Origin of the sequence: Microbacterium sp. NPDC056052 (genome assembly GCF_042266785.1) — a bacterium.
Taxonomy (GTDB): Bacteria; Actinomycetota; Actinomycetes; order Actinomycetales; family Microbacteriaceae; genus Microbacterium.
This window is the reverse complement of sequence record NZ_JBHJWV010000003.1, coordinates 40,113-62,509: the sequence shown is the minus strand read 5'-3', so window position 1 is coordinate 62,509 and position 22,397 is coordinate 40,113. Positions and strand designations below refer to the sequence as shown.

Genomic DNA, 22,397 nt, shown 5'->3' with positions numbered 1-22,397 from the left:
CCGACCCTAGGATGAACGCGTGACCGATCCGCAGCAGTCCAGCCCCGTTCCGCCGCCCCTCGCGCCGGGATATCCGGCGCCGCCGGTCGCCCCACCCGCCGCCTACCAGCCGCCGGTCGCGCCTGCGTACCAGCAGCAGGCCGGCGCGCCCGTCTACCAGGCACCCCCCGGAGCCTTCTCCGGTCCCGCCGGCGGCTACACCGCCCCGTACGCGCCGACGACCCCGCCTTCCGGCGCTCCGGGGCTCGGCCGCATGGCGCTGCTGCTCGCCCTCCTCGCGACCGTGGTGCTCACGATCGTCGGCGCCGTGCTCGCCTGGCAGGTCGGCCATGGCATCGGCTCCTCGACCGACCTCACCGACCTCGAGAACCGAGTCTCCGGCAACGACCTGTCCATCCTCACCCCCGTGCGCGACCTCATCCTGTGGGTCGAGATCACGACATGGACGGCGACCGCGCTGGGCATCTGGGCGCTCGTGCAGGGCATCGTCGCGATCGCCAAGCGGCGCGGCCGCGGGCCCGGCATCGCCGCGGTCATCATCGCCGCGCTCGGACCGTTCGTGTACGGCCTCGCGGGCTACATCGCCTTCATCGTCGCGCTGGGCGTCGCGGCGACCCAGCGCTGACGCAGGCAGGCGTCCGCACCGGTCTCACCGGGAAAGGAACGCGACGCCCGAGACGCACGCCGCTCAGCGCGGCGCGTGATGCTTCTGCTGCGCCGCGAGCAGCCCGTCCTGGACGAGCAGCTCCACGGCGTCCGCCGCATCGGAGATGAGGATCGGGAGGTTCGGACGCTCTGCCGTGCCGAACGGCGCGAGCACCCAGTCGGCCGGATCCTGCCGCCCCGGAGGGCGGCCGATCCCCACTCGCACGCGCGGGAAGTCGGGCGTGGTCAGCACACGCGCCACGTCGCGGATGCCGTTGTGCCCGCCGTGCCCCCCGCCGACCTTGAGCTTGATCGTGTCGAAGGGGATGTCGAGCTCGTCGTGCACGAGCACGATCCGCTCCGGATCCACCGAGTAGAACCGGGCGAGCGCGCCGACCGGGGCGCCGGAGACGTTCATGAAGCTGTTCGGCTTGGCGAGCACGAGCTTGTCGCCGCCCGGACGCACCCAGGTCTCCACGACCCTGGCTCCGCCCTTGTGCTCGCGGAAGGTCTCGCCGCGACGGGCGGCGAGCTCGTCGACGACCATCTGACCGACGTTGTGCCGAGTCGCCGCGTACTTCGGGCCGGGATTGCCGAGCCCGACGACCAGCCATGTCTGCGCCATGGATCCATCCTCCCTGAATTCGCGTCGTGCCAGGAAACCGTCCTGGCACGACGAAGGGGGCGCGATCGCATCGCGCCCCCTCGGCCAGAAGTTCGAACCGCGGATTACTCCGCAGCGGCCTCCTCGGAGGACGCGGCCTCTGCAGCGTCGCCCTCGGGCTCAGCGGCTGCCTGCGCCGAGACGGCGACGATGAGCAGCTCGGGGTCGGCGGCCAGGGTGACGCCCTTGGGCAGCTTGACGTCGGCGGCGGTGATGTGCGCGCCCTCCTCGAGCCCCTCGACCGAGACCTCGACGTGCTCGGGGATGTGCGTGGCCTCGGCCTCGACGGCGAGGTGGGTGTTCTCCAGCTGCACGATGGTGCCCGCGAACGCCTCGCCCACCACGACGACGGGAAGCTCGATGGAGACCTTCTCGCCCTTCTTCACGACGAGCAGGTCGATGTGCTCGATGATCTGGTGCACCGGGTCCTTCTGCACGTCCTTGACCAGGGCGAGCTCGGCGCGGCCCTCGATGTCGAGCTCGAGCAGCGCGTTGGCACGGCGGATGAGCAGGCCCACCTGGTGGCCGGGAAGGGCGACGTGCACCGGGTCGGTGCCGTGGCCGTAGATGACGGCGGGGATCTGGCCGACGGCACGCAGACGGCGGGCGAAGCCCTTGCCGAAACTGGTGCGGAGCTCGGCGACGACCTTGTTGTCTTCAGTCATGGTGTTCTCCTTGTTCACACGCGGCGCGAGAGCCGCGCGGTGGTCTGGGTGCGTCGTCTCGACATGACGGAAGGAGAGCCAGAGCTCGCCGCGTCGATCACGGATGTGCGCGCACGCGCGCCATCCCTCGCCGAGGACCACACCATGCTACCCGAGTTCGGCACGCGCCACTGACGATAGGCTGTACGGCATGACCGATGGTGTATTCCTCTCCGAAGCGCTGGCCTGGCTGATCGGCCTGATGGTCGTCGGCGCGACGGTGCTCTGCTTCGGCGCACTGTTCTCGCTCGGCCGCTCCGGCTACCGCAAGGACTGACGAACCGCCCACGAAGAACCGCGCCGCCCTCGAGGGACGACGCGGTTCTTCTCGTGTGCGGCTCGAGTCACCCCACGCCGAGGTAGGCCTCCTTGACGGCCGGATCGGCGAGCAGTTCCTTGCCGGTTCCGGTGCGGGTGATCGCCCCGGTCTCCAGCACGAAGGCGCGATGCGCGCGCGCGAGCGCCTGGTTCGCGTTCTGCTCCACCAGCAGCACGGTCGTGCCCTGCGCGTTGATCTCCGTGATGATCTTGAAGATCTGACGGATGAACTGCGGAGCGAGTCCCATCGAGGGCTCGTCCAGCAGCAGCACGCGCGGCTGAGACATCAGCGCACGGCCGATCGCGAGCATCTGCTGCTCGCCGCCGGACATCGTCCCGCCGAGCTGCTTCTTGCGCTCGTCGAGCCGGGGGAACAGCGAGAACACGCGCTCGTAGGACTCCGCGACGCCCGACTTGTTCTTCAGGCCGAACGTGCCCATGTCGAGGTTCTCCAGCACCGTCATGCCGGGGAAGATCCCCCGGCCCTCCGGCGACTGCGAGATGCCCTTGACCACCCGCAGGTGCGCCTTCATCTTGGTGATGTCCTGGCCGTCGAACGTGATGGATCCGCTCGACGGTTGGAGCAGCCCCGAGATCGTGCGCATCGTCGTCGTCTTGCCCGCGCCGTTCGCGCCGATCAGCGTGACGATCTCGCCCTCGTCGACCGAGAAGGAGATGTCGTGGATCGCCTTGATCCGTCCGTAGTGGACCGAGACGTCCTTCAGTTCAAGCAACGTCATCTTCGGGCACTCCCAGGTAGGCGGCGATCACGCGCGGATCGTTGCGGATGGCGGCGGGCAGGTCGTCGGCGATCTTCTTGCCGAACTCCAGCACCACGATGCGGTCGGTGACGCCCATCACGAGCTTCATGTCGTGCTCGATGAGCAGCACCGTGTAGCCCTCGTCGCGGATGGACCGGATGAGCGCCATCAGGTCCTCCTTCTCCGCCGGGTTGAAGCCGGCGGCCGGCTCGTCCAGGCAGAGCAGCTTCGGATCCGTTCCGAGCGCACGGGCGATCTCGAGGCGTCGCTGGGATCCGTAGGACAGATCCCGTGAGCGCTTCTGCGCATGCTGCGCGATCCCGACGAAGTCGAGCAGGGCCATCGCACGATCGACCGAGGACTTCTCCTCCCGCACGTGTCTGGGCAGCCGCAGCAGCGCGCCCGGTACCGAGGTGCGGTGCCGCGCGTCCAGCCCGACGACGACGTTCTCCAGAGCCGTCATCTCACCGAAGAGGCGGATGTTCTGGAACGTGCGAGCGAAGCCCAGACGCGTGATCTGGTGCTGCTTGCGTCCCTTGACCGACTGCCCTTCCAGCAGCACGTCGCCGCTGGTGGGCTTGTAGACGCCGGTCATAGCGTTGAAGCACGTCGTCTTGCCGGCGCCGTTAGGGCCGATCAGACCGAGGATCTCACCGCGCTTGATGTCGAACGACACGTCGTCCAGGGCGGTGAGACCGCCGAAGCGGATGGTGAGGTTCTTCACCTCGACCAGCTTCTCACCGACCTCGACCTCGATCTCGCGCTCGGACTCCGCCCCCTCGACGAGGGGCGGGTCCTGCCCCGGCACGATGTCCGGCTCCGCGCCGTCGGCGAGCGGGGCGTCGAGCGACGCCGCCTCCGCGAGGGGTTCCTCGGGAGTCGCATCGGCGGGAAGCCCGTTCTCCTGGGGATCGGTCATGATGCGCCTCCCTCGGTGCTCGGCTTGGGTGCTCTCTGCGGTTCTGCGCCCTGAGGCGGTTTCGGCGGGGCGATCCACTCGATCGCCTTTCGCGAATAGGCCATGAGACGCATCTTGGCGGGGATGAGGCCCTGCGAGCGGTAGATCATCAGGATCACCAGCGCGATGCCGAAGATCAGGTACTTGTACTCCGCGATCGCGGTGAACCGCAGCGGGATGTACGCGACGATCGCGCCGCCGAGGATCGCGCCGACCTTGTTGCCCGTTCCGCCGAGGACGACGGCCGCGAGGAACAGGATCGAGGTCTGCACGTCGAACTTCTGGTTGTTGACGAAGCCGATCTGGCCCGCCATCAGCGCGCCGGACAGGCCGCCGACGCTCGCGCCGATCGCGAACGCCCAGACCTTGTACTTGAAGGTGGGCACGCCCATCGTCTCCGCGGCGTCCTCGTCCTCGCGGATCGCGATGAACGCGCGGCCGACGCGCGAGCGCTCCAGGTTGCCGACCAGGAGCAGCACGATGATCAGGACGGTGATGGTCAGCCAATACCAGGGCATGCCGTTCGAGTTCGAGAAGATCGGGACGCCTGCGGCCGTCTCCCCCGGCGGACGGCCGATGTTCTGGAAGCCGACCTGGCCCTTCATCGCAGGGATGATCGTCGCCAGGATCCGCACGATCTCACCGAAACCGAGGGTGACGATCGCGAGGTAGTCGCCGCGCAGTCGCAGGGTCGGAACCCCCAGCACGACGCCGAAGATCATCGCGACGATCATGGCCGCGGGGAGCGTCCACAGGTACGGGATCTTCAGGTACGGCGAGTCGGGACTGGTGAACATCGCCGCGGTGTACTGGCCGACGGCGAAGAAGGCGACATAGCCGAGATCGAGCAGGCCCGCATAGCCCACCACGACGTTGAGCCCGACCGCGACGAGCGCGTACACGGCCATGGAGAACAGCGCGATCGACCAGTTGTTGCCCGGCGATGTGCTGAGCGGGAAGAAGTCGAGATACGGCAGCGCGTAGGCCAGCACGACCACCGGCACCATCCACGCCCACTGCATAGGACGGGACAGGTCGTTCCAGCGCTCGCGGATTCCGCGGAACGGGCCGCGGCGCACCGTCGCGACCGATTCGGTCTCGATCGTCTCGCGGGCCGACTCGGCCGTGGGCAGCGGGCGGGGCCCGTCGGATGAGGTGCTCATGCCTTGCTCCTTCCGAGAGTGGTGCCCAGGATGCCGGTCGGGCGGACCAGCAGGACGAGGACGAGGATCACGAAGGCCACGACGTCCGCCCACTGCGCGTCTCCGAGCAGGATCTGTCCGTAGTTGCCGACGATGCCGAGCAGGATGCCGCCGAGCAGCGCGCCGCGCACGTTGCCGATGCCGCCGAGCACGGCGGCGGCGAACGCCTTGACGCCGAGGATGAACCCGCCGTTGTAGATCACGCCGGAGGGCACCAGCATCACGTAGAAGAGCGCCGCGGCTCCGGCCAGCAGACCGCCGATGACGAAGGTGATCACGATGGTGCGCTCCTTCGAGACGCCCATCAGGGTCGCGGTGTCCGGATCCTGCGCGACGGCGCGGATCCCGCGTCCGGTGCGGCTGCGACGGATGAACATGTCGGTGCCGACCATGAGCAGGACCGCGGCGACCACGATGATGATCTGCTGGTTGGTGATGATCGTCCCGAAGACGTCGAAGATCGGCTCCGGGATGAACATCGTCACGGCGGGCTGCGCGTTCGCCCCGCCGACGAACGGCAGGAAGATGAGGTACTGGATCGCGAACGACACGCCGATCGCGGTGATCAGGAACGCGAGTCTGGGAGCGTTGCGTTTACGCAGCGGTCTGTACGCGACGCGTTCCACGAGGAAGGCGGTCACCGCGGAGGCCAGCATTCCGACGACGAGCGCCAACAGGAGATCCATGATGATCTCGGCGGGCCCGATGGTCGGTGCGCTCGGACCGAATCCTAGGGCGGTGAGTGTGACGACCACGCCGTACGCACCCACGATGAAGACTTCGGAGTGCGCGAAGTTGATCAGGCTCAGCACGCCGTAGACGAGCGTGTAGCCGACCGCGATGAGGCCGTACACGGCCCCGAAGGTGAGACCGTCGAACGTCGCGCTCCAGAAGTTCTGGAACAGCGCGTTGACGTCGAAGTTGATCCAGGAGTTGTCCGCGTGCACGACGGACTGGGCAAGGAGATCCAGCATTCAGGTTCGCTTCCGCAAGGGGCGGCGCGTCGTTGCGCCGGGAACGAGCAGGGGGTAAGGATCCCGCGACGCGGGCGAGCGCGTCGCGGGATCCCTCGATCACTTGCCGATCGGGCCGACGTAGACGATCTTGCCGCCGTCGACCTTGTAGCCGTACACCGCAGGAGCCTGCAGCTCACCCGTGGCATCCCACTTGTAGTGCTTGCTCAGGCCGTCCTTGTCGTAGTTCTTGACCCAGTCCTTGAGGTCGGCGCGGGTCTGCTTGCCCGCGTCGATGCCCGCCAGCAGCACCGTGGCCGCGTCGTAGCCCTCGATCGAGTAGGTGCCGGGCGCGGCGTTGGACGCTGCCTGGTACTCCTTCGCGAAGTCGCTCAGCAGCTCACCCGGGATGCAGGGGCAGGTGAAGTAGGCGTTCTTCGACGCGTCGCCGGCGAGCTTGATGAACTGGTCGTCCTTCACGCCGTCCGGGCCCACGAACGCACCCTTGTAGCCCTTGGACACGAGCTGCTGGTCGAACGGCGCACCTTCGGCGTAGTAGCCGGCGTAGTAGACGGCGTCGGGCTTCGCGTTCAGGATCTTCGAGATCGTGGCGGAGAAGTCCTTCTGTCCGGTGGTGACCTTGTCCGTCCCCGCCAGCGCGGAGCCGAGCGCGTCACTGGTCGCGGTGCCGAGGCCGATGCCGTAGTCGGAGTCGTCCTGCACGAGGTAGACCTTCTTGGCCTTCAGCGTGTCGGTGACGAACTTCGCGGCGGCGGGACCCTGCTGCGAGTCGTTGCCGAGTGCGCGGAAGAAGGTCGTCCAGCCGTTCTTCGTCAGGCCGGGGTTGGTCGCCGACGGCGTCAGGTGCACGAGGCCCTGCTGCTCGAAGATGTTGCCCGTCGCCTTGGACTCGCCGGAGAACGGCAGGCCGATGACGCCGACGATGTCCGCCTCGCCGACGGCCTGGGTGACCGGGCCGGTCGCCTTGTCCGGCGTGCCCTCCGTGTCGAACTTCTTGAACTGCACCTGGCAGTCGGGGTTGGCCTTGTTGTGCTGGTCGATCGCGAGCTGCACGCCGTTGAAGATGTTGATGCCGAGCTGGGCGTTCGCGCCGGTCTCCGCACCGATGTACGCGATCGTGGTGGTCGCCGCGCACTTGCCCTTGCCGTCGCCTGCGGGGAGGACCGCGTCCTTCGGAGTGTCGACCGACGTGACGGCCGGGACATCGATCGCGCCGCCGCCGCCGCTCGTGGCGTCCGGGCTGCCCGCCTTGTTCGCACAGCCAGCCAGCAGCAGGAGTGCGGCTGCTGCTGCCACGCCCGCGGTGAGGGCCTTCTTTCGCATCATGTGATTGCCTTCCGATTCGGGTCATCGACCGCCCCTTGCGAAACGTCGATGTCTTCAAGGTGTGGCGAGCGTACCTCTATGTACGCGTCCCGCGCACGACATTAGTCCGACCGCGTCCAGTTTTCGCGCGATAACGCGACACGGCTACCCGGATCGTTACACGCCGGACACGCGAGCGTCATCCGCCGGAAAACGACGGCGGCCGGCCGCTCCCCCGCCGAGTGCGGGCATGCCGTCATCGACGGCGGCTGCTCGGGCGCCGACGCACCGCCCTGACCTCCGCCCCAACAGCGATACCCTGATTCCATCCCCCACCGGACACACGAGGAGATCACCGTGCCCACTGCCGCTGCCAACATCGGAGTCGTCGGACTCGCCGTCATGGGTTCGAATCTTGCCCGCAACCTCGCCAGCCGCGAGGGCAACACCGTGGCGATCTTCAACCGCAGCTACGAGAAGACGCAGGGCGTTCTGGACGCGCACCCCGAGGCCGGGTTCATCCCCGCCGCGACCTACCAGGAGTTCGCCGACGCGCTGCAGAAGCCGCGCACCGCGATCATCATGGTCAAGGCCGGCGCCGGCACCGACGCCGTGATCGACGAACTCGTCAAGGTGTTCGAGCCCGGCGACATCATCGTCGACGGCGGCAACGCGTACTTCCCCGACACGATCCGCCGTGAGAAGGCCGTGCGCTCCACCGGGATCAACTTCGTCGGCGCCGGCATCTCCGGCGGCGAGGAGGGCGCGCTCACCGGGCCGTCGATCATGCCGGGCGGATCCGACGAGTCCTGGGTGACGCTGGGCCCGATCCTGCGCTCGATCGCCGCGATCGCCGAGGGCGAGCCCTGCGTGACGCACGTGGGCCACGACGGCGCCGGCCACTTCGTGAAGATGGTCCACAACGGCATCGAGTACGCCGACATGCAGCTCATCGCCGAGGCCTACGACCTGATCCGCCGCGGCACGGGCAAGAGCCCCGCCGAGATCGCTGAGATCTTCGCTGAGTGGAACAAGGGCGAGCTGGAGTCGTACCTCATCGAGATCACCGCCGAGGTGCTCCGTCAGGTCGACGCTTCCACCGGCGCGCCGCTCGTGGACGTCATCCTCGATCAGGCCGGCGCCAAGGGCACCGGCGCCTGGACCGTGCAGACCGCGCTCTCCCTCGGCGTCCCCGTCTCGGGCATCGCCGAGGCCACCTTCGCCCGTTCGCTGAGCTCGCACCCCGAGCAGCGCCTCGTCGCCGGCGCCCTGCCCGGTCCGGAGGAGGCGTTCACCGTCCCCGCCGACCAGGTCGACGCGTTCATCGAGGACGTGCGCCTGGCCCTGTACGCCTCGAAGATCGTCGCCTACTCGCAGGGCTTCGACGAGATCCGCGCGGGTGCCGCCGAGTACGGCTGGAACATCGACCTGGGGGCGATCTCGAAGATCTGGCGCGGCGGCTGCATCATCCGCGCGCAGTTCCTGAACCGTATCGCCGACGCCTACGCCGAGACCCCGGATCTTCCGGTCCTGATGACCGCGCCGTACTTCGCCGAGGCGATCACCCGCGCCCAGGCCGCCTGGCGCCGCGTCGTCGTGGCCGCCGCGCAGGCCGGCATCCCGGCTCCCGCGTTCTCCTCGTCGCTGTCGTACTACGACGGGATCCGCGCCGACCGCCTCCCCGCCGCTCTCGTGCAGGGCCAGCGCGACTTCTTCGGCGCGCACACCTACAAGCGCATCGACAAGCCCGGCACCTTCCACACCCAGTGGTCGGGCGACCGCACCGAGATCGAGGCCGTCGACACGCACTGACGCCGCCCCACCGACGAGTCGTCCCCGTCAGCGCACCCTCTGGAGTGCGCTGACGGGGACGACTCGCACGTGGAGGGGGGTGCCTCGGAGCTCGCGCGGCCTCAGGGGCGCGCCACGGCGTGCTGGAAGGCGGCGGCACGCGACTTCAGGGCCGCGAGGTCTCCGGACGGCGTCGCCGCATCGCCGAGGAGCGGTCCCCCGACGCCGACGGCGAACGCCCCGGCCGCGAGGTAGTCCCCCGCCGTCCCCACCGACACGCCGCCGACCGGGATGATCCGCGCGTGCGGCAGGGGCTCGCGGACGGCGCGGAGGAAACCCGGTCCGAGGCCTGCGGCCGGGAACAGCTTCACGGCCGCCGCGCCGAGGTCGAGACCGCGCTGGATCTCGGTGGGCGAGTAGACGCCGGGGAGCACGCCGATCCCCTGCCGGATCGCGTACTCGACGGACTCGGTCAGCGTCGGCGTCACCATGAACTGCGCGCCGGCCGTCACGGCCCTGTCCACGTCCGCCGGGGTGAGGGCCGTGCCGGCGCCGATCATCGCACCGGCCGGAGCGTCCTGGACGACCTGGGCGATCGCCTCCTCCGCCCCGTCCAGGGTGAGCGCGATCTCCAGCGTCAGGACGCCGGCATCCAGCAGCGTCCGCGCCGCCGCGACCGTGGCGTCGACGTCGCTGCCGCGGAGGATCGCGATGAGCCGGCTCGCACCGAGCCGCTCCTGCAGGCGCGCGTTGTCCACGATGCTCACGAGGCGCTCCCGTCGGCCGACGCCTCACGGCGATCGCCGAGGGGGATCGCTCCGCCCCACGGCCGCGCGGGCGCACCGCCCACCTCGACCTGCACGCCCAGGATCGCGCCGTCCGCCGCGGAGGGGCTCTGCAGTCCGATGCTCGCGGTCGTGATCACCAGCAGGTCGTCGACGAGGGCGACCGCGGTCGGCCTGGTCGCGGGGAGCGCGATGACCTCGTCGAGCGTCCCGTCGGGCGAGTAGCGGCGCACCTCCCCCGCATCCCACACGGCGACCCAGAGCAACCCCTCCCTGTCTATCGTCATGCCGTCGGGGTTTCCTCCTTCGACGGCGCACACCGTGCGACGGTGCGACAGCCGGCCGTCGGGGGCCACGTCGAAGGCCTCGATGCTCCGGTGCGGAAGCGTGTCGATGTAGTACATCGTGGATCCGGTGTCGTCGAAGACGAGGCCGTTGGACACCGTGACCCCGCCGAGGCGCTCGACCGCGATCCCGCGCTCATCAATGCTCCACAGCGCGCTGTGCGGATCCCGCGGCATCGACTGGCTGCCCACCCAGAAGCGCCCGGACGGATCGCAGGCGCCATCGTTCATGTAGTCGCCCGGCACGGCGAGGTCGGAGACGACGGGAGCGATGCCGCCCTCATCCCCCACGTGCACCACGCCGCGCTCGGCGGCGACGATCCACCCCGCGTCCGCCTCGACGAGGGGCGCCGGCGCACCGATCTTCGCCCCGACGACGAGGGATCCCGCCGGCACCAGCCTTCCGCCCTCCCAGCGTCCTCGGTGGAAGCGTCCTGTCGCCATGTCGATCCAGGCCAGACCGCCGTCCCGGCCGTCCCAGCGCGGCGATTCGGCCTGAACGTATCGTTCGTCGGAGATGATCTCGACGATTCGTGAGCGGGGTGAACGCGTCATCCTTGCCCTCTTTCACTGGTAGGCGATAACCGTTATGTGGCAGACTATCTCACAATATGCATACCTCTTGCGCGAAATGCGAACCGATGATGAAGCGGGGAACCGGCCGATGACTCCTACCCTCTACGGCTTGATGCCGATCCTGGCGACGCCGTTCGACGAGACGGGCGCGCTCGACCGCGCCGGCCTTCGGCGTCTGGTCGAATTCGAACTCGCGTCCGGCGTCGACGGCGTGGCCGTGTTCGGGATGGCGAGCGAGGGCTTCGCGCTGACGACGAAGGAACGACGCGCGATCCTCGACGACGTCGTCTCGGTCGTCGACGGCCGCGTTCCCGTCATCGCCGGGGTCAACGGCACCTCGACCGCGACGTCGATCGAGCAGGCCCTCCTCGCCGAGGAGGGCGGCGCCGACGCGCTCATGGTGCTTCCGCCGTTCATGGTGAAGCCGGCGGCGAGCACGCTCGTCGACTTCTACGGCGACGTCGCGGGATCCACCTCCCTGTCGGTCATGGTGCAGGACGCCCCCGGCGTCACCGGCGTCACCATGACGCCGGGACTCGTCGCCGAGCTCGCCCGTCTCGACGGCGTCGACTCCGTCAAGGTCGAGGCGCCGCCCACCGCCCCCAAGGTCGGGGCGGTCGTCGATGCGCTCGGCGGGACGGACTTCGCCGTGCTCGGCGGCCAGAACGCCCAGTTCTGCCTGGAGGAGTACGCGCGCGGCGCCGTCGGCACGATGCCGGCCTGCGAGTTCCCCGACCTGCTCGGACCCGTGCTGGCCGACTTCGTCGCGGGGCGCGTCGAAGAGGCGCGCGCGGGCTTCCGTCGTATGCTCCCTCTCGTGCTGATCGGACTGCAGGGCGGCATCGCGTGGGCGGTGCACAAGGAGGTCCTCGTCGCGCGCGGCATCATCGAGCACGCCACCGTGCGCTACCCGGCGGCCCGCCTGGACGCCGGCAGCCGTGCCGCGGTGCACCTCGTCCTCGAGGAACTCGCCCTTCCTCCCCTGCCGACCGCGGTCCGCGTGTGACCAGTCGTGTGCTGCTGATCGGCGGCGGATCCGACATCGGCATCGCGATCGCACGCGCGTTCGCGGAGCGCGGCGACGCCGTCGTCGGCGTGGGACTGGAGCCGACGGTCGATCCGGCCTTCGCGCGCTTCCTCGTCACCGACTGCAGCCGCCCGGAAGGCGCGGAGACGGCCGTCGCCGACGCCGCGGCCGCCCTGGGCGGCATCGACGTCGTCGTTCTCGCGGCCGCGCGCATGCCGATCGACCGCGCCGACGCGACGAGCGACGAGGACTGGCACGGGGCGCTCGGGGCGACGCTGGACTCGGCGTTCTTCGTCGCCCGCGCGGCACTGCCGCTGCTCGCCTCCGGCTCCTCGATCGTGGCGGTGACCTCGGTCAACGCCACGCTCGCGGCGCCCTCCCTGCCCGCGTACGCCGCAGCCAAGGCCGGCGTCGAAGCCCTCATGCGACAGCTCGCGCTGGACTACGGACCCCGCGGGATCCGCGTGAACTCGGTGCAGCCCGGGAGCATCTCCGCCGCCGACACCGGGGAGACCGAGGGCTATCCGCTGGGCAGGATCGGACGCCCGGAGGAGGTCGCGTCTGTCGTCGCCTTCCTCGCATCCGAGGGGGCGTCCTTCATCACCGGCGCGACCATCCCGGTCGACGGGGGGCTCTCCATGTCCTCCCCCGCCGCGTGGCTGAAGCCGGTGCTGCGGGACCGCTGGCTCTGACGACCGTTCCCCTCGCACACGAATGCCGCGCCGGAGGATCTCCGGCGCGGCATTCGTGTGCGGGAATCAGGAGTTGGAGTCGAGCAGCCCCTGCACTTCCTTCTTCAGGGCGTTGAGCCCGGCCTGGACGTCCACCTGGCCGGCGAGGATGGTCGCGACGCCGCCGCCGATCGCGGCGTCGATCTGCGCCGTTACGGCGACCCGGTCCCAGGCCGCGGCCCGGGCGTGCTCCGACACCTGGGTGCGGAAGGTTCCCTGGAACTTGTCGGCGGCGAGGGCGGGGATCTTGTCCGCGACGCTCTTCGCGGCCGGTGCCACGGCGGAGCGCTCGTAGAGCGCCGTCGCCGCCGCGACATCGGTCGCCGCATACGTGATGAACTCGCGGCTCGTGACCTCGCCCTCCCCGGCCGTCGCGAACAGGCCGCTGCCCCAGGCGCGGTTGTAGGACTTCTTGCCGTCGACGGTGGGGCGCGAGATCGCGCTGACGTTGTCGAGGATGTTCTGCGCGGCGCCGTTCTTCTTCAAGAACGTCGGGACGAGCGGTGCGTCGTCGTAGAGGGCCGCCCGGCCGCTGGCGAACAGGATGCGGGCGTCGCTGCGGGCGACGTTGGTCTGTGTGAGTCCCGCATCCATGAGCGACTTGTACCAGGTGATGGCCTTGACGCTCGCGGCGTCGCCGATGGTGCATTTCAGATCGTCCGTGACGACCTCGCTCCCGAAGCCCCACATCCAGTGCACGGCGTCCTTCAGGTCGGGGTTCTTCGTCACCGCCGCGTACGGGATCAGCGAGGAGTCCTGCGCCTTGATCTTCTCCAGGGCCGTCGCGAACTGCTCGACGGTCATGCCGGACTTGATGCCGACGCTCTTGGCGATCTCGCCGTTCGTGGCGATGCCGATGCCCGACGCGGTCAGCGGCAGCACGAGCAGCTTCCCGTCCTTCGTGTAGGAGTCGAGGACGCCCTGGGGGATCCCGAGGCCCTTGGCCAGATCGGTCAGATCTGCGAGCAGGTCCATGGGCGTCAGCACCTGCCAGCCACCCGACTGGCCGACGCCGAGGAGCTTGCCGGAGCGGCCGGTGAGCGCCAGCTGCGTGGCGGCCTGGTCGTACGGATAGATCACCGGCGCGACGGTGACCCCCGCGTCCTTGGAGAACCCGTCGATGATCCCCTGCCACGCGGGCTTGAGCGCCTCCTCGCCGAGCGAGTTGCCGTAGAAGTTGATGGTCTTGGCCTTGGTCGCGGCGTTCGCCGTGGCGCCGGGGGGCGTCGCGGCCGGGGTGGCGCAGCCGGCGAGCGCGAGGACGCCGAAAGCGGCCAGCGCGGTGCCTCCGCCGAGGAAGGCGCGACGACTCAACTGCGAGTTCGGGATGTTCATGGGCACAGCTCCTTCAGGGACAGGTCGGGAATCGAGATGTTTCGGGGACAAGCGGCTAGCCCTTCACCGCGCCGGCGGCCAGGCCGGACACGAAGTAGCGCTGGAGGACGACGAAGATGATGACGAGCGGGAGCGAGGTGATCAGGGAGGCCGCCATGAGCGCGGGCCAATCCGCTGTGCCCTCGTGGATGAACGCCTGCGTGAGTCCCGCCGGCAGCGTCTGCTTGTCGGGACCGGCGAGCGTGAGTGCGAAGAGCAGGTCGCTCCACCCGCGCATGAAGGCGAACATCGCGGCGGTGATGAGCCCCGGCACGACCAGCGGGAAGACGATCCGGAACACGGTGGCGGTGCGGGACAGCCCGTCCACCTTCGCGGCCTCGAGGATGTCGTCCGGGAGGCCGTCCATGATCCCCTTGAGCAGGAAGACCGTGAGCGGCAGCGTGAACGTCGTGAACGAGAGGATCAGGGCCGCATAGGTGTACAGCAGGCCCGCGGAGCTCAGCATCAGATACAGCGAGATGAGCAGCAGCGCACCGGGGATCAGCTGACCGATGAGGAACATGAACATGATCGCGTTGCGTCCGCGATAGCGGAACTTCGAGAGCGAGTAGGCCATCAGCCCGCCCACGAGCACGGCCAGCAGCGCGGTGCCGCTGGACACGATGATGCTGTTGCCGAGGTTCTTCAGGAGCGCGTCGTTCTGGAAGAAGCCGACGAAGTTCTCGATCGTCGGATCCACCGGGAAGAACGGCCGGTTCTGGGCGAACACGTCCTCCTTCTTCGTGAACGCCGTCGCCGTGAGCCAGTACACCGGCAGCAGGCCGAACAGGGCGAGCACGATGAGGCCCAGACGCCCGGGGACGGACAGACGGGGGCGGATGATCCCCTCGCCGACGTCGCGGTTGCGGCGCATCATTTCTCCAGTCGTCGGTTGAGGAGCAGATATCCGCTCGAGATGATCGCGAGCAGGACGAGCCACAGCGCCCCCATCGCGGAGGCCTTGCCGAGCTCGTAGCTGCCGAAGGCGAGGTGGTAGAGGCTCACGGCGAGGGTCGTCGTCGAGTTGCCAGGCCCTCCGCCGGTCATGACGAAGATCGTGTCGAAGTTGCCGAAGTTGTAGATGAACTCGAGCACGGCGACGAGCGTGACGGGGCCGGCGATGTGCGGCAGCGAGATGTACCGGAAGCGCTGCGCCCGGGTCGCGCCGTCGATCGTCGCGGCCTCGATCTGCTCGCTGGGCAGCGTCTGGAGCACCGCGAGCGCGACGACCATGATCCAGGGGAAGGAGTGCCAGGTCTTCGCGATGATCACCGCGGACATCGCACCGACGGGGTTGCCGAGCATGCTGATCTCGGGCAGGCCGAGGAGCGTCAGGACGTGGTTCACGACGCCGTAGCTGTCGTTGAAGATCCACGCCCAGAGGAAGGACACGACCACGCCGGGCAGCAGCCACGGCAGCATCAGCGCGCCGCGCAGGACGGTGCGGCCGCGCATCCGGGAGTTCAGCAGCATCGCCAGAGCGACGCCGAGGAACAGCGGGAAGACCGTGGAGAGCGAGGCGAACACGAGGGTGGTGCCCAGCCGCGCCACGAACTCGTCCCAGATCAGCGCGTAGTTGTCGAGCCCGACGAACGTGCGCTCCGGACGCAGCAGGGACTGGTCGTAGAGGCTGGTGCCGATGCTCGAGACGAGCGGGAAGATCGCGATCACGAGGAACAGCAGGACCGCAGGAAGTGCGATCATGAAACCGAACGTGCGGTCCTTCGCGCCCAGCGTGGAGCGGCGTCCCGAGCGCGGCGGGACCTGCTCGCGGATCTCTGGCCGCTCGAGGGTGGCTTGTGGCATGGCATTCACTTTCCGGGTGGGGTGGCCCCTGCGGGCCCCTGCACGTCTTCGTCGCAGTCGTCGACGATGACGTGCAGTCAGTCAACCACAATGCAGATGCGAAATCCACAAAATGCATAAGACACCCACATTTGCCTTGCTTGGTGTCATCAGGCTCATTAGGATGACTGGCAACGGCTTCGCAGATGCGGCGGCCGCAGGGAGGAGAAGTCGCGATGGCGTCGGAATCGGTGGGTGGCACCCAGACCGTGGAACGGGCGATGTCCTTGCTCGCCTGCTTCACAGAGGAGTCGGGTGAGCTGCGGGTCTCCGAGCTCTGCACGCTGACCGGACTCGGGCAGTCCACCGTCTCGCGCATGATGTCGGCGCTCGACCGGATGAAGTTCGTCGTCCAGGACGGTCGCACCGGCCTGTACCGACTCGGGCCGGCGGCGGTCGCGCTCGGCACGATCGCGCTCAACGGCTCGCCGATCTTCCGCGCGTCGCGGCAGATCGCGCAGAACCTCGCCCGCCGGATCGAGATCGGCGTGAACGTCGCCGAGCTCAGCGGCTTCACCTTCACCTACCTCTGCAACTTCGAGGGCGCGCTCGCCCCGAAGTCGTTCGCGATGGCAGGACGCACGGGGCCCCTGCACGCCACCGGCCTCGGCAAGGCCCTGCTCTCCGGGATGACCTCCGAGAAGGTCGACGAGTACTTCGAGCACTCCCCCCAGCGCTTCACCCCGCACACGATCGTCGACCGCGACGCCATGCAGGTCGCGCTCGAGGAGAGCCGCAGCCGCGGATACGCGACCGAGATCGAGGAGCTCGCCTTCGGACGGGCGTGCATCGCCGCGCCGATCCACAACAGAGCGGGTGAGATCGTCGCCGCGCTCTCCGCGAGCGGGCCGCTCTCCGTGCTCGACCTGCACGCCCCGCACCAGGAGCTCGCGCTGCAGCTCATCGAAGCGGCCGACGAGATCTCGGTCGCACTCGGGTACAGCCCTTCCCGTTCCGCGAGCGCCTTCGCGGCCCTCTGATCCGCCGCCGCGATCCGATCGCGGCGCCCTGAAGCTCATCGCCGCGGCAGACGCCGTCGGCCTCTTCCCCCACGACTGTCTTCGGAGACCCTTGTGAAGATCACGCGCGTCCAGACGTTCCCCCTCTTCCTGTCGAGGGAGGATGCGGACGACTCCTATGCGGGCGACACCGGCGTGGCCCATCGCGGCTACGTCATCCGACCGCCGTGGCGGAGCCTGTACTCCCCCGGCTACGAGTCGCTCCTCGTCAAGATCGAGACGGACGAAGGACTCGTCGGGTGGGGCGAAGCGCTCGCCCCCGTCGCCCCCGAAGTGGTCGCCGCGGTGGTCGATCACCTTCTCACCCCGCTCATCATCGGCGAGGATCCGCGATCCGTGCGCACGCTCTGGCACCGGATGACCGAGTCCATGCGCGAGCGGGGGCATCTCACCGGACACCAGGCGGACGCCATGGCCGCCGTCGACATCGCGCTCTGGGATCTCTGGGGACACGCGACGGGCCTCTCCGTCTCCGAACTCGCGGGCGGCCGCTTCGCCGAGATCCTGCCGACCTACGTCTCCGGGATCCGCGGGAACGACGACGCGGAGCGCGTCGACAAGGCGACGGCCTTCGTCGAGGCCGGCGTGCGACGGATCAAGCTGCATCTCGGCACCGACGTCCGCACCGACCTCGCCACCTATGACGCGATCCGCGCGGTGCACCCGGATCTCGATCTCGCGCTCGACGCGCACTGGACCTACCGGCTCGGCGAGGCGAAGGCCCTGGGCCGCGAGCTCGACGACCGCGGGGCCTGGTTCTTCGAGGCGCCCCTGGCACCCGAGGACGTCGAGGGCCACCGCGATCTCGCCGCGGCACTGGCCACGCCGATCGCGGTCGGCGAGGCGATGCGCAGCCGTTTCGAGTTCACCGACTGGCTCGCCCGCCGAGCCGTCGGCCTGACGCAGCCCGATATCGGCCGCACGGGGATCACCGAGGGGCTCGCGATCGCCGCGGTCGCCGACGCGTTCCACGCGCAGGTCGCCCCTCACCATTCCGCCGCCTTCGGCATCGCCATGGCGGCGGGAGTGCACGTCGCGGCGAGCGCGACCTCGCTGCTCGCCTTCGAGTACCAGCCGTTCACGCTGCCCGTCGCCAACCTCATCCTCACCACCCCTCTCGAGGTGCGACCCGATGGCGGATTCATCGTCCCGACCGGCCCCGGACTCGGCGTCACGGTGGACGAGGATGCTGTCGCCCGGTACGTCCGGCGCTGACCGCACACCGCCCGAAGGGGGTGGACCGGAGCCCCGCTCCGGTCCACCCCCTTCGTCAATCCCCGACCCGCACGAACTGCGCGGCGCTGACCCGGTGGATGCTCGTGCTGCGGACCTCCAGCCGCACGACGCCGGGAGCGCCGGCGTCGTAGCGGAAGGTGCCCAGCGCACGCCAGGCGGCCGCGCCCTGGGTCTGGTCCACGATCACCTCGCTGCTGCCGCCCTGGTGCTCGACGACATAGGCCGCCGATGTGGTCGTCGTCGGATTGGTCGGATACCAGACCGAGACGCGGTAGAGACCCGGCTGAGGAAGGTCCGCCTTCCAGGTCACCGTGCTGCCGACGGAATCGGTGTCGCTGTACCGCGTGCGCGTTCCGTTCCAGCCGGAGAGACCGCTCGGATACCACCGTCCGGTCTCGAGGTACCCGGGCCAGGGCGACTGCGTGTGCACGATCACGCCTTCGTCGGCCATCCGCACCAGGACCCCGCGGCGCAGAGTCTGATCCAGCCGCGCCTCGAACCGTGTGCTCGATCCCGGAGCGACGCCCGCCCCTGCCGTCACGGTCCAGGTGTGCGTCAGATCGGAGCGCGGCGGCACGACGACGGCCGCGTCCCGCTGATCGATGGTCCACCCGGTGGCGCCGTAGAGGGAGAGCGTGCCCTGGAGCGGCGTCACGCCGGTGTTGATCACCAGGGCGGTCAGCTTCACCGTCGCACCTGGGCCGCTGGCGACCTCGGTGTCGGATGCGAGGGAGACCAGGCGACGTCGGTCGATCACCTCGATCGACGCGGGCCTCAGCGTGACGGGCGTCGCGCCCGGCACCGACAGGGATCCGGCCACCTGGACCTCCCCGAGCGCGGCGGACGCCGCGATCACGACCGCGGACTCCACCCGGACCGTCGTGTGAGCGGGAGCCGCGATGGCGGGCACCGTCCCGTCGAGCTGCCACCCGCTCGGCAGGGTCAGCCCGACGCTGCCGGCGATCGGCTGCGCCGTCCCGTTGCGCACCTCGATGATCAGCGGGACCCTGTCCCCTGCCGTGCCCGTGGCCTGGGCGACCACGTCTCCCGACACCTCCGCGCCGACGCCGGCGAGCCGGGCGGGCAGGCGCAGCGTGACCTCGGCCGTGGTCGCGCCGCCGGCTGAGACCGTATAGGCGAACGTCTTCGTCGGGTCGTCCACCGGGATCGTCCACTCGTAGGGATACCCCTTGGCAGGCGCCTGCTGCGCGGCCTGCCCGCCGATCCGATAGGAGAGCGTCGCCTGCTGCTCCGTGTCGATCTGCACATACGCGTCGTATCCCTGCCCGCCCGGCCGCACCAGCAGCATCCCGCGGACGAGTCCGTAATCGGTCGCCGGATCGGAGTCGACCTCTCGGAAGCTGTCCGGGCCGTGGTCGACGATGTCGTCGAACGGCAGCTCCGGCCGCTGCACCGCGACGTTGCGGACGACCAGGGCGAGCAGCCCGTGCCCCGGGACGGTGACCGTGACGCGCGCGTCGACCGCCGCCTGGGAGGAGCGGCTGCCGTCCGCGGCGACCACCTCGACCGCGGGCGCGGCGGAGCGAGGCAGTCCGGTCAGATCCCCGGCGAGGTCGACGACGACCTGCTGGGCGTCGGACGCCGAGTTCGTGAGACTGATGTAGAGCGCGCCGTTGCCCACCCCGGCGATCCAGTTGACCAGCGGGTTGTCCAGGGCGATCAGTCCCGCCGGGAAGTAGGGCCAGACCCCGGTCTCGCCGAAGAACGAGCCGGGCGCGTGACCGTAGGCGAAGAACTTGAAGTAGGCGAAGTCCGCCTCGAAGACGTGCGGGAACTCGATGCTGCCGGAGCTCCGGTAGAAGCTCTCGCTGATCAGATAGTCCATGGCGAGACCCAGCTGCGCGGGCGCGTGATGGAAGTAGTACCCGGTGATCCCGACGGGGCCGCTCGTGGCGAAGTCCGGCTTCATGTGCGCGACCTGGAACTGCCGGCCGTAGTAGCCGGGATAGGTCGTGAATCTGCCGATCACCATGTTGTGCGCGACATCGGCCAGCAGCGCGTCGCCGGTGTGATGGGCGAGGCGCAGCAGCGCACCTGCCCAGCACGGATTGAAGACGTATCCGCCGCCGGGATCGGTCACGGCGCTCACCCCGAGCTTGAACGACGAGAGCGCCTCGAAGGTGAGGCCGGAGGGCGAGACGTACCAGGCCGGAACCGTCTCGGTCGCCACGCCCGTGACCGGATACGGCGGCAGCGACGAGCGGGTCTCCCAGTCGTACTGCTGCATGATCACGTGACCCTCGGGAACCGTGATGGTCTGGTCCGGGACGGGCCGCACGGCGGTCTGCGTGATGAACCGCTGCACCTCCCTGTGCGCTCCCTCCAGGAAGACCGCCTCCCCCGTGACCTCGAACAGCTCGAGCAGGTCGACCCAGTACTTGGAGAAGCTGTAGGCGAAGCCGCCGGGCGGCTGGCCGTTGCCGCGGTAGGGCGTGAGGATCTGCTCCTGCACGTAGCGGCGGCCGATCAGCGTCGCCTCCGCCAGATACGCCGGATCCCCGGTGGCCCGGTAAGTCGCGAGCGGAACGGCGAAGGGCGCACGGCTCTGCCCTACCACGCCGGACTTCGTGGCCTGCACCGCGAGCCGCTGGATCCCGGCGTTGCGCCCATGGGTGAGCTGGTAGAGCGCCGTCAGGTTGACCGCGTCGGTGGGGATGCGGCCGAGCCGGTACTGCGTCTTGTCGTTGTACACGGGGCTGCCGATCACCGGCGAGTGCCCGATCCCCTTGCGCGACACCTGATACTCGATCAGCGGCCGGGCGCGCCGGTCGTACAGGGTGCCGCCGGTCGTGCCGGTGAGGTAGTGCGCGGAGAGCACCACGCCGCTCGCGGCGGTGCGGACGGCGTCCTCGTTCTCCACGTCGACGAAGCCCTTGGCGCGGTTCCACCACCCGGAGAAGGACGGGATGTAGTCCACGGAGTCGTCCCCCGCGGGCTCGACGGCGATCAGTTCCGCCATGGCGTGCACGGCGTCGGTCAGCGATCGCTCGTAGACGTTGCGCCGATAGGCCGTCATCCCGTATTCGCCGCGGCACAGCTGGGTGTACGCGGCATACAGGGCGCCCGCCTGCGCGGCCACTCCGAACGCGAAACCGCGCTGTTCGCCCGCCGCCATCGCCGTGCGGAGGCCGGGCTGCGGCGAGTACATGCAGGGCACGACGTCGAGGCTGTCGTTGCGCAGGCTCATGCCGTACGGCTGACGGTCCGACATGAGCTGCCGTTCATGCACGAACTCCGCGACCTCGGACGGCAGGTAGACGCCGGAGGTGACCGGGATCCCGCCGACGGCGTACTGCGTGAGCGCCATCGGGGCGAAGAGCTCCCACGCCCCGAGCGGGGCCGAGCCGTCGAGGACGGACAGCGCGTGCTGGTACGACCCGCACAGCACCTCGTCGAGATCGTCGAGCGACCGGGCGTCCTGGCTCTGGTAGCCGACGAGGTAGTCCCCGGCGTTCTTCGCCGTCAGCACGTAGTGGGCTTCCGGGTTGTCGCCCTCCAGGCGCCAGCGCACGACGAGCTCGACGTCGTCGGTGCTGGTGCGCAGCTCGATCGCCTGCGGTCCGAGGACCTGGAAGGAGGTGAATCCCAGCCAGCTCGGCGCCAGCGGACCGTAGAGCTCCGGCGCGCTGCCGGACGGCAGAGCCCCCTTCAGCACCACCCATTGCTCGTCGAACCGGTGGGCGGGATCCGTCACGGCGAGCCACCCGCCCTCGTGCGCGATCTCGAGATCGCGGACGATCGTCGCCCCTCCGTCCCACGTGGCCTGGAAGAAGGTCATCCGGTGGTTCGTCCCGACCAGCTGCGCGACCTGGGTCACCGCCAGGTTCGGCATGTCGAGCCGCCGCAGCGCGTCCGCGTAGGCGCCGCTCGCCGCGGGGAGCTCGGTGGCCGCGGCCGATGAGCCCCCGGCGGTCTGCGCACCGAGGACCGGCGGGAGCACGCCCGCGATCACCAGCATGCGCAGCACGGATCGCCGACTCCACTGCAGGGAGCCCTCGTCATCTCTCGCACTCTTCCTTGCAATCATGATGCATATATTGCAATCCATATGCGATGATGTCAATGGATCCTCTCGCAAGGACGCGAATGCCGCCTGCACGGCAGTATCGAGGAGGAA

The 22,397-nt window shown here is 69.3% G+C and carries 20 protein-coding genes; 7 read left to right on the top strand and 13 right to left on the bottom strand.

The annotated features are described in order from the left end of the window. The first annotated feature begins 19 nt into the window (after positions 1-19). Positions 20-625: a hypothetical protein gene (locus tag ACFC1J_RS06890; RefSeq protein ID WP_375903761.1), complete on the top strand. Its 606-nt coding sequence runs from the start codon at positions 20-22 to the stop codon at positions 623-625. Between the two features lie 63 nt (positions 626-688). On the opposite strand, the gene pth is transcribed toward ACFC1J_RS06890, so the two are convergent. Together pth and ACFC1J_RS06880 are read right to left on the bottom strand one after the other, a co-directional pair. Then, on the bottom strand, positions 689-1,270 hold the full coding sequence (gene pth / locus ACFC1J_RS06885; protein ID WP_375903759.1) for an aminoacyl-tRNA hydrolase: 582 nt from the start codon (positions 1,268-1,270) through the stop codon (positions 689-691). Positions 1,271-1,374: 104 nt separating this feature from the next. After that, a complete protein-coding gene (locus ACFC1J_RS06880; RefSeq protein ID WP_375903757.1) occupies positions 1,375-1,974 on the bottom strand; it encodes a 50S ribosomal protein L25/general stress protein Ctc in 600 nt (199 codons plus the stop codon). A gap of 190 nt (positions 1,975-2,164) precedes the next feature. Between ACFC1J_RS06880 and ACFC1J_RS06875 the strand changes: the two genes are divergently transcribed. Beyond that, positions 2,165-2,290, top strand: coding sequence for a hypothetical protein (locus ACFC1J_RS06875; protein WP_375903755.1), 126 nt, complete (start codon positions 2,165-2,167; stop codon positions 2,288-2,290). A gap of 67 nt (positions 2,291-2,357) precedes the next feature. Here ACFC1J_RS06875 and ACFC1J_RS06870 read toward each other — a convergent pair whose 3' ends face one another. The 5 genes from ACFC1J_RS06870 to ACFC1J_RS06850 all read right to left on the bottom strand — a co-directional run bounded on the left by ACFC1J_RS06870 (position 2,358) and on the right by ACFC1J_RS06850 (position 7,552). Further along, positions 2,358-3,065 (bottom strand): ABC transporter ATP-binding protein, encoded by a 708-nt coding sequence (locus tag ACFC1J_RS06870; protein WP_375904471.1) that lies wholly within the window; start codon positions 3,063-3,065, stop codon positions 2,358-2,360. Next, on the bottom strand, positions 3,058-4,011 hold the full coding sequence (locus ACFC1J_RS06865; RefSeq protein ID WP_375903753.1) for an ABC transporter ATP-binding protein: 954 nt from the start codon (positions 4,009-4,011) through the stop codon (positions 3,058-3,060). Before ACFC1J_RS06865 ends, ACFC1J_RS06870 begins: the two co-directional genes overlap by 8 nt. Beyond that, a complete protein-coding gene (locus ACFC1J_RS06860; protein ID WP_375903752.1) occupies positions 4,008-5,213 on the bottom strand; it encodes a branched-chain amino acid ABC transporter permease in 1,206 nt (401 codons plus the stop codon). The genes ACFC1J_RS06865 and ACFC1J_RS06860 overlap by 4 nt, the downstream gene beginning before the upstream one ends. After that, a complete protein-coding gene (locus ACFC1J_RS06855) occupies positions 5,210-6,226 on the bottom strand; it encodes a branched-chain amino acid ABC transporter permease (protein WP_375903750.1) in 1,017 nt (338 codons plus the stop codon). The genes ACFC1J_RS06860 and ACFC1J_RS06855 overlap by 4 nt, the downstream gene beginning before the upstream one ends. Before the next feature lie 99 nt (positions 6,227-6,325). Then, positions 6,326-7,552 carry a branched-chain amino acid ABC transporter substrate-binding protein gene (locus ACFC1J_RS06850; protein WP_375903749.1) on the bottom strand — a complete coding sequence of 409 codons (1,227 nt, stop codon included), beginning with the start codon at positions 7,550-7,552 and terminating at the stop codon, positions 6,326-6,328. A 336-nt stretch (positions 7,553-7,888) separates the two neighbouring features. Here ACFC1J_RS06850 and gndA point away from each other — a divergent pair, with 336 nt between their 5' ends. Next, positions 7,889-9,343: an NADP-dependent phosphogluconate dehydrogenase gene (gndA, locus tag ACFC1J_RS06845; RefSeq protein WP_375903746.1), complete on the top strand. Its 1,455-nt coding sequence runs from the start codon at positions 7,889-7,891 to the stop codon at positions 9,341-9,343. A gap of 101 nt (positions 9,344-9,444) precedes the next feature. On the opposite strand, the gene ACFC1J_RS06840 is transcribed toward gndA, so the two are convergent. Next, entirely contained in the window at positions 9,445-10,089 is a 645-nt protein-coding gene (locus ACFC1J_RS06840) for a bifunctional 4-hydroxy-2-oxoglutarate aldolase/2-dehydro-3-deoxy-phosphogluconate aldolase (protein WP_375903744.1), read from the bottom strand. Continuing rightward, on the bottom strand, positions 10,086-11,006 hold the full coding sequence (locus tag ACFC1J_RS06835) for an SMP-30/gluconolactonase/LRE family protein (RefSeq protein WP_375903743.1): 921 nt from the start codon (positions 11,004-11,006) through the stop codon (positions 10,086-10,088). The genes ACFC1J_RS06840 and ACFC1J_RS06835 overlap by 4 nt, the downstream gene beginning before the upstream one ends. A gap of 109 nt (positions 11,007-11,115) precedes the next feature. Here ACFC1J_RS06835 and ACFC1J_RS06830 point away from each other — a divergent pair, with 109 nt between their 5' ends. Both ACFC1J_RS06830 and ACFC1J_RS06825 read left to right on the top strand, forming a co-directional pair. Beyond that, positions 11,116-12,033, top strand: coding sequence for a dihydrodipicolinate synthase family protein (locus ACFC1J_RS06830; protein ID WP_375903741.1), 918 nt, complete (start codon positions 11,116-11,118; stop codon positions 12,031-12,033). Then, complete coding sequence (locus ACFC1J_RS06825) at positions 12,030-12,746, top strand: SDR family NAD(P)-dependent oxidoreductase (protein ID WP_375903739.1); 717 nt, start codon at positions 12,030-12,032, stop codon at positions 12,744-12,746. Before ACFC1J_RS06830 ends, ACFC1J_RS06825 begins: the two co-directional genes overlap by 4 nt. 66 nt (positions 12,747-12,812) lie before the next feature. Here the strand turns inward: ACFC1J_RS06825 and ACFC1J_RS06820 are convergent, their stop codons facing one another. From ACFC1J_RS06820 to ACFC1J_RS06810, 3 genes are read right to left on the bottom strand one after another with little or no spacing between them, the layout of a single operon-like run. Further along, complete coding sequence (locus ACFC1J_RS06820; protein ID WP_375903737.1) at positions 12,813-14,120, bottom strand: ABC transporter substrate-binding protein; 1,308 nt, start codon at positions 14,118-14,120, stop codon at positions 12,813-12,815. 55 nt (positions 14,121-14,175) lie between these two features. After that, the gene (locus ACFC1J_RS06815) at positions 14,176-15,036 is read right to left on the bottom strand and encodes a carbohydrate ABC transporter permease (protein WP_375903735.1); all 861 of its coding nucleotides are present in this window, start codon (positions 15,034-15,036) and stop codon (positions 14,176-14,178) included. Then, complete coding sequence (locus ACFC1J_RS06810) at positions 15,033-15,965, bottom strand: carbohydrate ABC transporter permease (RefSeq protein WP_375903732.1); 933 nt, start codon at positions 15,963-15,965, stop codon at positions 15,033-15,035. The genes ACFC1J_RS06815 and ACFC1J_RS06810 overlap by 4 nt, the downstream gene beginning before the upstream one ends. A 215-nt stretch (positions 15,966-16,180) precedes the next feature. On the opposite strand from ACFC1J_RS06810, the gene ACFC1J_RS06805 reads away from it, so the two are divergent. Both ACFC1J_RS06805 and ACFC1J_RS06800 read left to right on the top strand, forming a co-directional pair. Next, complete coding sequence (locus tag ACFC1J_RS06805; protein WP_375903730.1) at positions 16,181-16,984, top strand: IclR family transcriptional regulator; 804 nt, start codon at positions 16,181-16,183, stop codon at positions 16,982-16,984. A 93-nt stretch (positions 16,985-17,077) separates the two neighbouring features. Further along, entirely contained in the window at positions 17,078-18,238 is a 1,161-nt protein-coding gene (locus tag ACFC1J_RS06800; protein WP_375903729.1) for a mandelate racemase/muconate lactonizing enzyme family protein, read from the top strand. A 55-nt stretch (positions 18,239-18,293) separates the two neighbouring features. Here ACFC1J_RS06800 and ACFC1J_RS06795 read toward each other — a convergent pair whose 3' ends face one another. Continuing rightward, entirely contained in the window at positions 18,294-22,247 is a 3,954-nt protein-coding gene (locus ACFC1J_RS06795) for a hypothetical protein (RefSeq protein ID WP_375903727.1), read from the bottom strand. Positions 22,248-22,397: the final 150 nt, after the last annotated feature.